The 14023-nt window shown below is 61.1% G+C and carries 15 protein-coding genes; 6 read left to right on the plus strand and 9 right to left on the minus strand.

From position 1 onward, the window contains the following. Positions 1-11 precede the first annotated feature (11 nt). From CH262_RS13820 to CH262_RS13835, 4 genes are read right to left on the minus strand one after another with little or no spacing between them, the layout of a single operon-like run. On the minus strand, positions 12-914 hold the full coding sequence (locus CH262_RS13820; RefSeq protein WP_080731847.1) for an alpha/beta fold hydrolase: 903 nt from the start codon (positions 912-914) through the stop codon (positions 12-14). Continuing rightward, positions 889-1731 (minus strand): mycofactocin-coupled SDR family oxidoreductase, encoded by an 843-nt coding sequence (locus CH262_RS13825; protein ID WP_032385648.1) that lies wholly within the window; start codon positions 1729-1731, stop codon positions 889-891. The genes CH262_RS13820 and CH262_RS13825 overlap by 26 nt, the downstream gene beginning before the upstream one ends. A 58-nt stretch (positions 1732-1789) precedes the next feature. Beyond that, positions 1790-2563: a 3,4-dihydroxy-2-butanone-4-phosphate synthase gene (locus CH262_RS13830; protein ID WP_094717834.1), complete on the minus strand. Its 774-nt coding sequence runs from the start codon at positions 2561-2563 to the stop codon at positions 1790-1792. Beyond that, positions 2563-3075 (minus strand): flavin reductase family protein, encoded by a 513-nt coding sequence (locus CH262_RS13835; RefSeq protein ID WP_032385649.1) that lies wholly within the window; start codon positions 3073-3075, stop codon positions 2563-2565. The genes CH262_RS13830 and CH262_RS13835 overlap by 1 nt, the downstream gene beginning before the upstream one ends. A gap of 398 nt (positions 3076-3473) precedes the next feature. Between CH262_RS13835 and CH262_RS13840 the strand changes: the two genes are divergently transcribed. From CH262_RS13840 to CH262_RS13855, 4 genes are all read left to right on the plus strand, one after another. Further along, positions 3474-4736 (plus strand): aspartate aminotransferase family protein, encoded by a 1263-nt coding sequence (locus CH262_RS13840; protein WP_256988799.1) that lies wholly within the window; start codon positions 3474-3476, stop codon positions 4734-4736. A 52-nt stretch (positions 4737-4788) separates the two neighbouring features. Then, positions 4789-5451, plus strand: coding sequence for a TetR/AcrR family transcriptional regulator (locus tag CH262_RS13845; protein WP_094717835.1), 663 nt, complete (start codon positions 4789-4791; stop codon positions 5449-5451). An 85-nt stretch (positions 5452-5536) separates the two neighbouring features. Continuing rightward, positions 5537-5896, plus strand: a complete 360-nt coding sequence (locus CH262_RS13850) for a cupin domain-containing protein (RefSeq protein WP_094717836.1) — start codon at positions 5537-5539, stop codon at positions 5894-5896. Between the two features lie 176 nt (positions 5897-6072). Continuing rightward, on the plus strand, positions 6073-6735 hold the full coding sequence (locus CH262_RS13855; RefSeq protein ID WP_143547114.1) for a TetR/AcrR family transcriptional regulator: 663 nt from the start codon (positions 6073-6075) through the stop codon (positions 6733-6735). A gap of 70 nt (positions 6736-6805) precedes the next feature. Here CH262_RS13855 and CH262_RS13860 read toward each other — a convergent pair whose 3' ends face one another. Beyond that, positions 6806-8260: a peptide MFS transporter gene (locus CH262_RS13860; protein ID WP_179275000.1), complete on the minus strand. Its 1455-nt coding sequence runs from the start codon at positions 8258-8260 to the stop codon at positions 6806-6808. Between the two features lie 746 nt (positions 8261-9006). On the opposite strand from CH262_RS13860, the gene CH262_RS27580 reads away from it, so the two are divergent. After that, positions 9007-9159 carry a hypothetical protein gene (locus tag CH262_RS27580; protein WP_179275001.1) on the plus strand — a complete coding sequence of 51 codons (153 nt, stop codon included), beginning with the start codon at positions 9007-9009 and terminating at the stop codon, positions 9157-9159. Between the two features lie 950 nt (positions 9160-10109). Further along, entirely contained in the window at positions 10110-10460 is a 351-nt protein-coding gene (locus CH262_RS27585) for a hypothetical protein (RefSeq protein WP_179274998.1), read from the plus strand. 160 nt (positions 10461-10620) lie between these two features. Here CH262_RS27585 and CH262_RS13875 read toward each other — a convergent pair whose 3' ends face one another. The 4 genes from CH262_RS13875 to CH262_RS13890 form a co-directional block, all read right to left on the minus strand. Then, entirely contained in the window at positions 10621-11730 is a 1110-nt protein-coding gene (locus CH262_RS13875; protein ID WP_094717840.1) for a helix-turn-helix domain-containing protein, read from the minus strand. Next, complete coding sequence (locus CH262_RS13880; protein WP_094717841.1) at positions 11730-12392, minus strand: hypothetical protein; 663 nt, start codon at positions 12390-12392, stop codon at positions 11730-11732. Before CH262_RS13880 ends, CH262_RS13875 begins: the two co-directional genes overlap by 1 nt. Positions 12393-12962: 570 nt before the next feature. Beyond that, positions 12963-13220: a hypothetical protein gene (locus tag CH262_RS13885; RefSeq protein WP_094717842.1), complete on the minus strand. Its 258-nt coding sequence runs from the start codon at positions 13218-13220 to the stop codon at positions 12963-12965. Between the two features lie 189 nt (positions 13221-13409). Continuing rightward, a complete protein-coding gene (locus CH262_RS13890) occupies positions 13410-13967 on the minus strand; it encodes a TetR/AcrR family transcriptional regulator (protein WP_094717843.1) in 558 nt (185 codons plus the stop codon). Positions 13968-14023 lie beyond the last annotated feature (56 nt).

Genomic DNA, 14023 nt, shown 5'->3' on the forward strand with positions numbered 1-14023 from the left:
GAGTGTTCTTGTCAGGGCCTGATACTCGGCAGGATCGAACCCGCGGGGAACCGTTCGGGGTACGCATTGAACGTCGAAATCCAATGCACCAGTTCAGCGGGCCGCTCCCGTACCACGGCGTGGCCGGCACCGATCTCGACATAGGACGCATTCACGATGGCCCCGAACAACGAGCGCGAATGCCTCGACGGGACCATGAAGTCGTCTCGGCAGCCCACGACCAAGGTCTTGGCGTCGATGTCGGACACAGTGTCGGTGATGTCGATTCGACGGTTCAGGTCCATTTGCTGGTCCTTGAACTCGTCGAATGTGACCGCATCCGCCATGGCTCGGACCTCGTCGGCGGTGCGCAGCGCGAGAAATGCTCCGCTGTAGGCGGTGAACACCGAAAACTGTTGAGCGGCAGTCTGGTCAGTGCGCCGCAGGTGGGCCCATACGTCGTTGCGCAGCAGTTGCTGTTTGTCGGTCCTCATCCATCCAGCGATCAGCACCAGATTGTCGACCAGATCGGGATGCGCGGCGGCCGTAGCAGCGGCTGCGACCGCGCCGAGCGAGTAGCCCGCCAACGTCAGGGCGGGTGCGTCGACCTCACGAATCACCGCAGCGATCTGTGCGACCAGGCTCGACAACTCCAAGGTGTCCGATCCTGTTGGGCTCAGATCCACCGACACCACACGCTGGTCCGCCGCGAGCATGGGGAACAGGAACGAGTAGTGAGCAGCTGTGCTGCCTCCGGTGCCGTGCACCAGGACGATCGTCGGACGATCGCCGTTCGATTCGACGGAGTCGTAGAACGTGACTTCGGCCGCACCCACCGACAGCTGACGGGTACGGAATTCTGTTGCAATGCCGGCGGATACCACGAGCGTTTCCCCTTGATCGAGTTCGTCAGTTCTTGCGGATGTATCCGGCATCGATCGGAACCTCGCTCGCGGTGATGTACTTTCCGCCCGAAGAAGCAAGGAACAGAACGACGTCGCTGATCTCGGTGGGTTCGATGGCACCGATCGGAAGCATGTGCATGCCTTCCATGCCCTTCCACCAGGTCTCGGGATCGGTGGTCGCGGTGGTCTCGCCGGGAATGAACGTGTCGATCATCATGTCGTTCCACATCAGCGGAGTCTTGACCACGGTCGGGTGAATAGTGTTCACCCGAATGTTGTAGTCACCGAGTTCGGCTGCGAGAGTGCGCATCAGACCGACCAATCCCAACTTGGCAGCGTTGTAGGACGGGTGGCCCGCTTCGCCTCGGTAACCGTTCGATGACGCCGTGATGATGATCGAGCCACCGCGTGCACCCGAGATCATCGTGGGTATCGCAGATTTGCACGTCCGCCAGACCCCACTGAGATCGATGTCGATCGTGGAGTTCCACTCGTCCTCGGTCATCTCCCAGGAATTCTTGGACTTGGTGAACACGCCTGCGTTGGCAACCACCACATCGATTCGGCCGAACTCGCGGACGCCGAGTGCGCACGCTTCGTCGAGTTGTTCCTGCGATCGAACGTCGGCGACCGCTGCGACGATTCGCGCTCCGGTTGCCTCGACCAGTCGCACGGTCTCGTCCAGGTCGTCTCTCGTTGCCATGGCGTACGTTGCACCGCTGATCTGTGAACAGCTGTCGACCGCAATGATGTTCGCACCCTCTTCGGCGAACCGAACAGCGTGGCTACGACCCTGGCCGCGGGCGGCACCGGTGATGAAGACTACGTGATCCTTGAAGCGCTGCATGACAATTCCTCTGTTCTCGGGTCCTGGGACCGGACTTTCGATAGTGGTCGACCTCGCTCTACTGGAGAGAGAAGGCGACCCTGGTGGCTCGGTCGACCGGCGACCAGTATTCGTAGGCTTGGAACCGTCCGCCTCGCGTGTCGAGGGTGTGCGGGCCCGAATCGCCGAGCTCGACAGCATCCGACCTCAGAGACTCTCCTGCAATCCACAGCAAGTCGAACTGCTCCGCCATCGCCGCCAATTGCCTGTGGTCGGCAATGTCACCTCGGTCGTTCAGAATCGGGGCGTATGCGGCAGCATGCCTGAGCCCGGCCAGACGCGTCATGGCAACCGCGGCGTCCGCAGCGCCCCAGTGTTCGACACTCGCACAGCCGACTCGGACCGGCAGCACGTGTCCGGGTCGCGTCAGGTTCCCAGGTGCCGTGTCGGCAGCGGCGAGTGCCCGGATGGTGCACGCCCGGTCGTGCGCCGAAATGCCGGTTCCGACACCCTCTACGGCGTCGACCGTGATCGTGTAGTTGGCACCGTCGGCGGCTTCGTTGAACGTTGCCATCGGCGGTAGGTGAAGCCGATCGAGCTCGTCGCTCTCCATCGCCACGCAGATGAATCCATCCGTATGACCGATGAGGAACGCGGCCGTGGCGGTGTCGAGCTGTTCGGCCGCGGCGACGAGGTAGCCGATGGACTCGGTTCCGGTTCGGACCTGGAGCATCACCGGGCGTCCGCGTGTGAGCGCGCGAACCAACAGCGTCCCCCGGTGATCCACCGGATGCCGGTGTATGAATTCGTCGGCGTCGGCATGCACGACGGAGCCCTCGGAGCCGGCGGTCATCACTCGGCTGAGACCGTCGGCCGGGGAGCCAGGGTGGGGAATCTCGACCGGTGGAAAATGAGCGGGTCGGTGAGATCGGCCTCTGGGCCCGGCACTGCGAAATCGGTGACGAGGCAAACGGCGATCACATGGTCGCCGCCTTCGTGTGTTTCGACGATCTCGCAGTCGAACCACGCGACAGCATCCTCGAGTACCGGATGCTGCGTCGAGACCGACCCCTGCAGGCCGACTCCTGCGAACTTGTCCGTTCCACTGCGAGCGAACTGGCGAGCGATCTCGCCCTGGTGTTCGGCAAGGATGTTGATGACGAGCTTCTCGTTCTCGGCCACTCGCGGCCACGTCGTCGATTTCCTGTCCGCCGCAAGGAGAACGAGCGGCGGATCCAACGACAGGGACATGAACGACTGAAGAGTCATCCCGACGGGACCAGTCGGTGTGGAGGCAGTCACCACGGTGACTCCGGTGGGGAAGTGTCCGAGAGCGTCTCGGAACACGCGCTGATCGATCGGCATGCAAGCCACCCAACCCTTCGTCGGATCTTCTTCGCTCGTTCCACCTGTGGCGGACCGGCCAGGGAACCCGGAGGCGGGAACCCGGAGCCGGCACGGGATTGAGCCCGCTGCTTCGGTGAGAAACATAAATATGAACGAGTCATCGTTTATATTTGCACTGTAGCAACCGGATGTGACCGGGGCAATAGATGGAACAACACTGCCGATCCAGCGTCGAATCTCGGAGAACATTGGCTTGACCGGCACTGCCTGATACTCTACGAATGAACGTTCGGATACTTTCTATCCTTCCTGTACATAGCGAGAACGAGCCCGATCCAGCTCGATTCTGCCTCGCTCCGGCAGCGCGAGTCCGCATCGGCCTCACGCCTGCGCCGCCCGCCACCGAAAGGGAACTCATGCTCGATCTCGAGGCGTCACACGAGGCCTACGAACGGTGCCGTCAGAGCGTCGGGAGCGGAGTGAGTTCCGGCCTGCGTAGTGCGATGCGCCCACATCCGCTTTTCGTCGAGCGCGGTGCCGGTTCGCGGGTATGGGATGTCAGCGGCAATGAGTTCGTCGATTACGTCATGGGCTGGGGTCCGCTCATCCTCGGCCACAGCCATCCCTCCGTCGTGTCCGCCGTGACCGAGGTAGTGGCGAAAATGCAGATGGTCGGAATGGGCCACCGCCTCGAATACGAGGCAGCCGAATCCGTCCTCGATGCTGTTCCCCACGCCGAGCGCTTGCTGTGGAGCAACACCGGAACAGAAGCCGTGCAGATCGCCCTTCGGCTGGCGCGAGCGGCCACCGGGCGAAACACTGTCGTGAAATTCGTGCACAGCTATCACGGTTGGCACGATTCGGTCTTCGCCAGCGTTCGGGACCACGACGGCGGCGAGGACGCCACTTTGAACTCGCTCGGGCAGAATCCGAATTCTGTGACCGACCTGATTCTCCTTCCCTTCAACGACGTCGACGCGGTTCGAGCAGTGCTGGGCGAATCGAAAGAGCGCGGCATAGCAGCAGTTCTCATCGACCCCATCATGAGCAATGCGGGCGTCATCGCGCCGGATCCAGGGTTTCTCGAAACCCTTCGGAGCCTGTGCGACGCGCACGACGTCGTACTGGTATTCGACGAGGTCATTGCCGGCTTCAGAATTGCCTTGGGCGGTGTGGCCGAACGCTACGGCGTCCGACCCGACCTGTCGGTTTTCGGCAAAGCCATAGCGGGCGGCTTCTCTCAGAGTGCGGTTGTCGGCCGCGCCTCGATCATCGACCTCGTGGGCAAAGGTGCGGTCCACGCAGGCACCTACAACGGAAACCCGGTCAGCTTGGCGGCAGTTCAGGCAACTCTGACCGTGCTGCGCGAGGACGGGCAATTCGACCGTCTCGACGCAATGGCCGCTCGGATGGAGGCCGGTATTCGAGGCGTGTTCGACGAGTCGGACCTGCCGATCACAACGCGCCGCATCGGCTCCCTCGTTCAGATCGTGGAACAGGCACCTCCCGGAACCGAGAAGCTGTGGCCCGGACTGACCGGCGAATTGCTGCGCAACGGCGTGGTTGCCCTTCCGTCCGGCAAGATGTTCGTCTCCACCGCCCATACCGCCGACGACATCGAACGAACCGTCGCGGCGCTGCAGATGGCGACTCGATCGCTCGACGTTCACGTCGGTTGAGCGTCACCGCTATTCGCATACAGTGCTTCGGTTCCATCGCCCGAGGAGACCGATGACGGAAACGCCCGAACCGCAGACTGTCGACGGCCGGATGGCACGGGGAATACGCACTCGCTCCGAACTTCTGCGCGTCGCAATCACGCTCTTCGGCGCTCGTGGTTTCCACGCCGTCAGCATGAAGGAGCTCGCGGAGACAGCCGGAATCAAACCCGCGTCGATCTACAACCACTTCGCGTCGAAAGAACTGGTCCTGGCGTCGGCCCTTGCAGACGGACTCCGCCGGTTCTACACCTTCGTGGAGGGCTCGGATGATCCTCGGGCCGAACCACTGAGCCGACTAGAGAATCTCGTGAAAGCCCACACCGCGTGGCAGCTCACCGAAGAGAATCCCGTGCGCGAAGCGGACAGTTTGCTCGAATCGGTGACCGCAGGAGAGCTTCTCGACGACCGTCACCGCGAGGACATCGAAAGCCTCATGCTCGGATACCGACGATTCGTCATGAGCATCATCGACGATCTGCGGGCAGAATGCCCGGAGGCCCTACCCCCGACGCCGGTATGCACCAGCGCGCTGCTCGACTTGTGCGATCGAGCCCATCGGTGGAAGGCCGTAACGGATTCGAGCACGGTCGATGTCCAATCCTATTGTTGGACAATGACGCTAGGGATGCTCGGACTCGAACGCCACTCCGAATCGACGGCCGCGCGTCCGTGAGCAGCAGACCGACCCGTCCCAGATTCGTCAGAAGGCACACCCACCTACCCACCCTACGAGTGCCGCTGAGCGGCAGGAGGAACCGATGAACGGATTCGTCGAGCAGACGATCGACCAGAAGTTGACAAAGTACTCGGTCGACAATGCAGACCGTATAAAGGCCGGGACACCGACAGTCGCGGCCAATCGTTTCTGGACCTCACCCGACGGTAGCGTCGTGCACGGCGTCTGGGAAATGACCGAGGGCACCATCGATGGTTTCGATCGAGACGAGACATTCGTGGTGATCGCCGGCCGTGCGACGATCACGTTCACGAACCGAAACACAACCCATGAGCTCGTTCCGGGCAGCATCTGCGTGATGCATCGCGGTGACCCTGCCAGCATCACCGTTCACGAAACCTTGCGAAAGGTCTTCGTCGTGCACGGAACCCCGTCGGCATGACCTGGAGCCACTGAGCCCGAGATCCATCACGGCGGCTGTAGTGCAACAGCTTTCGAGCCACGTATCGATCGGGTGTGGAATCGTCGTTCACGCGATGGCGAATCCACACCCGATTCGTTGCGTTTGGGCAGAGGTAGGGTCGAGGATGTCCTCGACGAAAGGCAGTGACGGTGCTCGTGAACGATCCCCTGCCCGAGCGTCCCGTCGGTCTTCGTGTACGCGCGAAGCAGCTCAAGATGAGCCGCATCAAGGAAGCCGCCGAGCAACTGTTTCGGGAATCCGCGTTCGAGGCGGTGACGACCAAGCAAATCGCCGAGCGGGCGCAGGTCGGTGAAGCGACCTTGTTTCGTTACGTGTCCAGCAAGAAGGAACTGCTGTTACTGATCTATGCCGACAGGATGGAACGGTTGCTCGAGCGCATCGAGCACGACGACCACGTCTGGCGCGCAAGCCGATCCGGAGCGGCTGACGGGAACGCCTTTTGCCGGAGGGTGTATTCGATATACCGAGTCCGGTCGGATTTCTACCGGGAGGACCCGGTCAATGCGGCCATCTACCTACGTGAGGGCTTCGAGGAAGGTAGCCGTTTCGGCAACCGAAGCGTCGAGCAGGGCGACCGGTTGATTCGCCTCACGACCGACATTCTTCGAGAGGGCCAGCAGTCCGGAGCACTGACAGGCTCCGTCGACGCACGACTGGTTGCGCAGAATTGTCACGGAATCTTTTTGCACGAAGTGGATCGAACACCGGTGCGTGGCTTCGCCACGGACACGATCTGGGATCGCGTTCACGAACGGCTCGTTGTGCAGTTGGAGCCTTTGATCGTCGCTGCCGACTGACATCAACGGAAGAGCCGGTGCCGCACCGAAGCGATCGGTGCACCACCGGCTCTCGCGCCGAGAAGCCTGTCTAGTCGAACTTGGTGATGGCCCTGGTGATCGCCGGACTGGCGGCTGCAAGAACCAGGCCGATCGCAGTCGCTACCCCTGCCAGCAGGAAGAAGTAGCTCGAGGGACTCATGGCGAGATACGCCTTGCCCCACAGTCCAGCGATGACCGAGCCGCCGCCGATAGACAACACCATGACAGCCAAGCCCTGGGCTTTGAAAGCCTTGGGCATCGCCTTGGAACCGAGCGAGAAGATCAGGGGCCCGAAGAAGGCTTCGGCACCGCCGACCGTGAACATGCAGATCAGCATGATCAACGCCGGCACCTGCGTGAACGCGGTTGCCGCAAGGCCGGTACCGACGAAGCCCGCCACGGTGACGAAGAACGCGATGATGATCTTGGTCATCGACGCAGGTTGACGGTCCCCCAGACGGTTCCACAACACCGATGCTCCGAAACTGACCGTGATGGATCCGATTGCGATGACGGAGGCGAACCACAACTCCGGAACCCGCCAGCCTGCAAGTTCCAAGTTCACATGCTCGGTGACGAACAACGGGATGACGGTGAAGACCTGAAAACTGAAGCCCCAGAACGCGAGACCGGCAATGCTGATCGGCAGCAAACCACGGAGTCGAACCTTTTCGGTGGCGGTGACCACCGTCGACCGAAACATGACCGCGTAGTAGACACCGATGACCGCGAGCACTGTCAGACCCACAGTGGTGGAAAGAGTTTCGCCGTCGAACGCGCCGATGAAGTACAGGCCGGTGGCAATCGCAGCGAACAGCGCGACAATCGCGGAGACGCGGCCACGTTCTGCGCGCTGCAGAGGGTTGACTACTTGTCCTGTTGCCACGGGCAGCTTCTTGTACACCACCGCGTATTGCGCTACGCCCAAGAACATTCCGACGGCTGCTACTGCGAAACCGGCGTGGAAGCCCCACTCGGTCTGGAACAGACCGGCGAGGAACGGGCCGAGAACTGCGCCCGTGTTGGTCGCCGCCAAGTAGATGGTGAACCCGGAGTCGCGCCGGACCTCCATCTCAGGATTGGCGTCGTACAGCGCTCCGAGTATTCGACTCAGGTTCGTCTTGAAGGCACCCGTACCGACGATGACCAGACCGAGACCGATGAACAGCCCGAGGAAGTCGGGCAGCACACCCAGCGCGATGTGACCGCCGGCGATGATGAGGGCTCCGAACAGGACCAGCTTCTTCGGGGCGAAGACTCGGTCCGCCATCCAGGACCCGACGATCATGGACAGCTGGGCGAGCGCTCCGTAGGCACCGACGACGCTGGTCACCACCGCCGCGCTGAGAGCGAGTCCACCCTCGTCGAGACTGCCGATCAGGTAGTACGCGAGCAGCGCCTGCAGGCTGTAGAAGCTGAAGCGCTCCCATAGGTCGGTGAAGGCGAGGTTCCAGAACCTCTCGGGGTGACCCAGGATCACACCAGGGCGCTTTGCCGTGGTCACCGAACCTCCTGAGGGATTCGGTGCGGACTCCGAGTCACTCGGGACCACGGATTCGGATGGTTGTGTCATGCCTGACTCCTGAGTTCATACCGACAGCCGAGATTGAGGCAGCTGCGGCCATGTTGGCAGACGCCATTGGGTACGAACTTACCCAACGGGTCGGATGTTCTGGCAACGCTTCACAGATTCCAATCGACCGAATCGCTTGCACTGCGCACGATTCGGGCACTTCGGTCGACGACAAGCACGAAGGGGTGTGAGCCTCGATCGGATCTCGACCGACGTTCGACAACCTCCGTTCAGCCATCCTTCAGCGGTCTCTCTGTCTCTCCGCTGAATCAAGTTTGGCACCGGTTTGTGACGCCGGAGTAAAACTTATGTCTGAACGATCATTAATATAGATGGCGCGTGTGACGTTGGCAACACTCAGTCTGCGTCAGCGGCACCGACCGCGTCGAACCCGGCGTCGCCGCCCTTCGGTCATCGCCTCTTGCTGAGGCAGGATCCGACAAGAACGTCCTCGGCAGAGTTCCCCGTACCTGCTGCTGGGCCTCGGGGACGACATCACCGCCGACCACGTCTCCCCCACCGATATCATCCCCAGAACAGTTCAGCTGCGAACTGTCTCGTCGGACGTGGCGTCCCTCGAAAGCGACCTCAATGACTTATCCCCCGGGCCCTTCCGCGGCATACCTTCGAGCGTGGTCAACCGGTCGAATTTCGACAGTGTCGGAGTCCTGCCCCAGGTGACGGCCTCCAGTGGCACCACAGCACGATCCGCCGTCCACTCCAGCGAGAGGGCGTGGCCTGACATGGACACCTTCGCCCTGACCGTCAACGTCGTCCTACCCATCGCCTTCATCGTGCTCGACGCGATCTTCGGAACCGGAAAGAAGTAGCAATGGCCTACGTACGCACGATCGAGACCAGTCCCACCAAGAACAGCAAGCCGGTCCCGAGCTACCAGGTTCGATGGCAGGAACCAGCACGCGACGAGACGGGTAGACCGATCCCGTCAGCTCGTCTCGACCCGACGGCCAGAAGAAGCAGGTCCACCTCAAAAAGACGTTCGGTTCCAAGGAAGCTGCGCAGGAGCGATGCGACGAACTGATGGCCCAAAGGCACAGGACCACTGCGCAATCCGCGTCGGAGATACGCAAGGCAGGCGACCAACCCTTCGGCCACTATGCGGCGGCATGGCTGGAGTCGATGGAGGTCAAGGTTGCACGCGGTCAACTCAAGAGCGCACGCTTAACGACTACCGGAAGCTGCTCCATCGGTATGTGCTCGACAGGTTCGGCGGTCAGGCCGTCGCGACCATCACGGCGAGACAGTGCGAATAGTTTCTGGCAGCCCTGGTTCGGCAGCAATCCAGGCAAGGCGCAGACGGTGTGCTGAACAACCGACTAACCCCCGCGACCATCAAGCACGCCTGGTCGACGTTCGGACGAGTGCTGAAGTACGCCATCCGGCACGACGCAATCTCGTCGAACCCAGCCGACCGAGTGGACTTCGCCGGGAAGCGATCCAGCGGAGACCACGACCGCATCGAGCACCACCCGCTCACTGCCGCTCAGGTTTCCGCAGTCTCCAACGCAGTCGCGGGTGAGGTGGACGGGCTACCGGCGTACCCGATCTACGCGCTGATGGTGGACTTCCTCGCCTACAGCGGCATTCGCGCCGCCGAGAACGCGGGGCTGGAGGTCGGAGACCTGGCTTTCACGACCGGCCCGCCAGAGCCGACGGCTCCCCCACCGTGCGATGCCCGATCCAGGTACGCCGGACCAAGGACCGAAAGAACGGGCAGTGGGTATCGAGCACGCCCAAGTCCCGGAAGTCGCGACGCACGGTGCCGCTGCCGACCTGGCTCGCGGAACGGATGCGGGCTTACCTCGCGGAACACCACCCGAGAGCAAACGAGCCCACCGCACCCCTGTGGCCGTCGCGGAAGAACGGCGGTGGATACCGGGCAGCAGGCAAACGCTACGCAGTACCTCTGGACTGGTCGCAGCCGTTGGCGATGGGCGCGTTCTACGACACGATCTTCCGACCGGCTTTGGTGGCCGTCGGCCTACCCGCCAGCGCCCCGGCAGACGGCGACACCCCGGCCACTCGCGGAGTACGGCTCCACGACCTCAGGCACACATTCGCCACGATGCAGCTGATGGCCGGTACGCACTTCATGCAGGTATCAAAGTGACTGGGACACAGCACCTTTACTCTCACCCTCGACACGTACGGCGGCTGGATCCCTGAGGAAGACGGCGGCGCGGGCAACACCTGCCCGAGCCAACCGCCGTCCCGATGACACCCAACGCCGAGCAGTCGAACGTCGTGCCGCTTTTCAGCAAGAGGTCCGGCTAGTCGATCGATGGAACTGCCTTCAGATGGCGTTCCCCGCCTACTGACCCGACGCGCTCACCACCACCTTCTTGGGCCGTGACAGCCAGGCCGAACAGGTACCCCGACATCTCGTCTGGGGGTAGGCCGAACAGTGCGCCGATCCTCTTCACCGTCATGTCCTCACTGCGAAGTTGTTCCATGACCTTTCTGAGAATCTGGGATGACTCAGCCCTGAGCTTGGAGCCCGGTTCGGCACGACGAAAGCCCCTTTGGCTTAGGTCAACACAAGCAGATCGATATTGCCACTCAGTCAGCAACCCCAAAGAGTTCAAGCGGTGTGCCAACGCCATCGCTGCAACCTGCCATTTCCCCTTCGCCTTAATGATCTGATTCGGGGTAGCAGCCTGCAAACCTACTGCGTAGACGCTATCAGCAGGCATTAAAAAGGCGCTCGCAAAGCGATTCGCCTGCAGTTCCGCCTCCTTCCCGAACGGATTTTCATGTTCGCCATGCAACACCAGGTGACCAAGCTCGTGAGCTGCGTCAAACCTCAGCCTCTCGGCAGTCTTCGTCGTGTCCAAAAACATAAAAGGCGTACCCGAGTCGTAAAAACTGAAAGCATCCACGCTTTTGTAATCCGGTGCAACGCTTAAAACGCGCACACCGTGCTTTTCAACCAACGGGAGAATCTTCCGAATTGAGCCAGTCCCCAACTCCCATCGGACACGGAGGCTGTCAGCAGCTAATTCAGGCTCCCAGCCAGTTAGCGACGGGACATCAGCATCGGGCAGCTGGAACTGACCTTCTATCCACCGCATAAACTCGACCCCGATACGACCAGCAGCGGTCGCGCCTCCCCTTTCCGCAGACGTCATCTTGCTGAGAGCACGAAAACTCACAGCTTGCTCGGGCAACACTTCAAGCTCTGGGGCGAAAAAGAACTCAGGAAGCACTCGCAGAAAACTCGACAAGCCCTCGATCGCATCTCTACCAGGTTCCCCATCGCCATTTTCCCAGCGCTGCAACGTTTTCGATGCCACTTCGATTGCTGCCGCCACTTTCGTACGCGGCAAACCCCTTCTGCGCCTCGCAAACTCAAGGCGCGACGGGACAAACTCAGGACTCATTACTTCCTGCGAATCGGAATATCGACGTCGTCCTCATCGGACTCATCTGGCTCATCGAGTTCGGGATCAACAATTTCGTAGGGCGGAATGGCAATACGAGGCATCCACCCTCGCGGGTATCCCTGCTCATCAAGATAACCGGGAGCACTGAGCTCCAGGTAAACCTTGTTGCCTTGCTTGCTGTGCAGTAGATACCAAAGAATCCAACGAACATCATCCTCAGGCGGGCTGACCTTCCAGTCGAACCCCGACTTGTCCACAGCTTCGAACCCAACTGCTTCGAGCTTCGCAGCGCCGGTGAACGCCGCGGAACCTTTCCTGTTCTTCGTGGTGACGCCAGCCAACGGCTGGCCAGTCTTTTCATTACCTGTCGCCGGGACAATAGCGATCTGGCTGCTCAAATTGACAATCCGGGACACGCCATCATTCAGCTTGTCGAGTTCCCACCCCCTCTTACGGAGTTGCAGGGCACGCAGTCCGGCGATCACCTCTTCGTTCATCCGGTTACCAACTGCCGCCCTAGAACTCAGCCAGCTCACTTTTGATGCGCCAATCACTGCAGGGCGAACAACGCGCTCATGAAGCTCAGCAACTGTGAGATCGAAGACGGCGAGCACATGATCGGGGTCCTCCCCCGGTTCTACGTTTGGAACCTGAAGCATGCGATAGACCCTCCGCTAGGCGATGTCCAAATACCGTACCACGATCGAGGGAAGAAAAGTGGACACAGCGCACGCGGCCGTCGCGTCCGGTTCGCTCGCCAACCCGCACCTCACGGCCCTTTCACGGCCCTATGAGAGTCGGGAAGCGAACCGAACCAAAAGAATCCGACTCTGACCTGCGGAAATATGGTGCCCCCAGTCGGACTCGAACCGACACTGTACGGATTTTAAGTCCGGAAGGATGGATTCTGGTGGACTCCGATGAATCCACTTTTTTCTGCGTCACAACAGTTTTCGTACACGGAAGTGCACACCAGTCCATGTCGATCTGTACCGACTTGTGTCACGCTCGTGTCAACGCGAACGCTCAATCGGATGCACTCGGACCTGGATGGTTCATCCCGTATCGACGTGGACCCGGCGTCCGATCTGAAGCTGACATCAAACTTCTGTGCCGCGTCAGAGGAGGCCGACATCTGTGTCAACAAACACCATCGCCTGTCTCACGGATGTGACGATGGTCTTAATCGCCCAAAACCTGTCGAAAATTGGCCAAATCCTGATGCTTGCTCAGGAACGCGACAGCAAAGCATTTTTTTCCTGTTCCATCTCACGCGCTGGGTCGATGAGACAGCGAGACAGATAGGCGTTATACGAAGCAAGCACAGACTCGAAGACGCCGCCGTGCTCACCGTGGCCGGCTTTTTTGGCTTTCGGGAGGCGATCCGAGCGCTCGGAATGAAAGAACGGCAGCAGCATGAAGATGACGCCGCCAAGGACCCGGCTGCCACGCTTTTTCAGGCAGTAATAGGAACAGAACGCTGTCACGCGAGTCGAACAAAGCGGTCGATCGCAAACTCCGGATTCCCATGCACGGTCCTTTCGGTTCGGACGAATGAACAATCACCGTCGCGACTGCTCGACCGGAGAGTCACGATCAGCCGACATCCGGAGCTCCATCGGACGCGGTCGACGCTCAACGTGGCGACTGCCGACGATCGCTGATCAGGCCCCTGACTACTTCAGGCGTGCGACGAAGTCGGTGATACAGATGCGCGCTTGCTGTTGTGTCGTGTGCCCGGCCATGACCAGCGACCCCAGTCCGTGCATGAACGCCATGCACTCCGTTGCCAGATCCGTCGCTCGACCTCGGCTGACGCCCGGGCTACGGGTGTGGCACAGATCGGTGAGGTGGTCATGGATCGCTGTGAGGTGCGCGCGATACGCATCGGCGACTGGGGATTCGGTTGTGATGGAGAGTAGTTCGAGGGATACCCCGACGCGGTGGAGCGAGCGGCTCGCGTCGTCGGTCGGTAGGGCTTCGAGAAGGAACTCCTCGATCGAGGGGTTCGGGCCCGCGGAGGCGTGCTGCCACCGTTCCACGCTGCGCCGGGACAGCCGGCCGAGCGCAGCGTGGAGGAGCTCGTCTTTGCTGTTGCCGTAGTACTGCACCAACCGGAGCGAAACACCCGCTTCGGCCGCGGCGGAACGCATGGTGACTGCATCCAGCCCTCCGCGGGCGAGCAGTCGTTCGACCGCGTCGAGAATCTGCGTTGTTCGTTCCTCGGTGGCCATTCCACATACCTTCCATCCTTGATACATTCGTATCATTTATACGGATGTATCAAAGG

The sequence above is a fragment of the Rhodococcus sp. 05-2255-1e genome, from assembly GCF_002259025.1.
Lineage (GTDB): Bacteria > Actinomycetota > Actinomycetes > Mycobacteriales > Mycobacteriaceae > Rhodococcoides > Rhodococcoides fascians.

Bases quoted from the DNA above. Each gene is read 5' to 3' on its own strand.
- CH262_RS13820 (WP_080731847.1), bottom strand. From the start codon at position 914: ATGCCGGATACATCCGCAAGAACTGACGAACTCGATCAAGGGGAAACG.
- CH262_RS13825 (WP_032385648.1), bottom strand. From the start codon at position 1,731: ATGCAGCGCTTCAAGGATCACGTAGTCTTCATCACCGGTGCCGCCCGC.
- CH262_RS13830 (WP_094717834.1), bottom strand. From the start codon at position 2,563: ATGACCGCCGGCTCCGAGGGCTCCGTCGTGCATGCCGACGCCGACGAA.
- CH262_RS13835 (WP_032385649.1), bottom strand. From the start codon at position 3,075: ATGCCGATCGATCAGCGCGTGTTCCGAGACGCTCTCGGACACTTCCCC.
- CH262_RS13840 (WP_256988799.1), top strand. From the start codon at position 3,474: ATGCTCGATCTCGAGGCGTCACACGAGGCCTACGAACGGTGCCGTCAG.
- CH262_RS13845 (WP_094717835.1), top strand. From the start codon at position 4,789: ATGACGGAAACGCCCGAACCGCAGACTGTCGACGGCCGGATGGCACGG.
- CH262_RS13850 (WP_094717836.1), top strand. From the start codon at position 5,537: ATGAACGGATTCGTCGAGCAGACGATCGACCAGAAGTTGACAAAGTAC.
- CH262_RS13875 (WP_094717840.1), bottom strand. From the start codon at position 11,730: ATGAGTCCTGAGTTTGTCCCGTCGCGCCTTGAGTTTGCGAGGCGCAGA.
- CH262_RS13880 (WP_094717841.1), bottom strand. From the start codon at position 12,392: ATGCTTCAGGTTCCAAACGTAGAACCGGGGGAGGACCCCGATCATGTG.
- CH262_RS13890 (WP_094717843.1), bottom strand. From the start codon at position 13,967: ATGGCCACCGAGGAACGAACAACGCAGATTCTCGACGCGGTCGAACGA.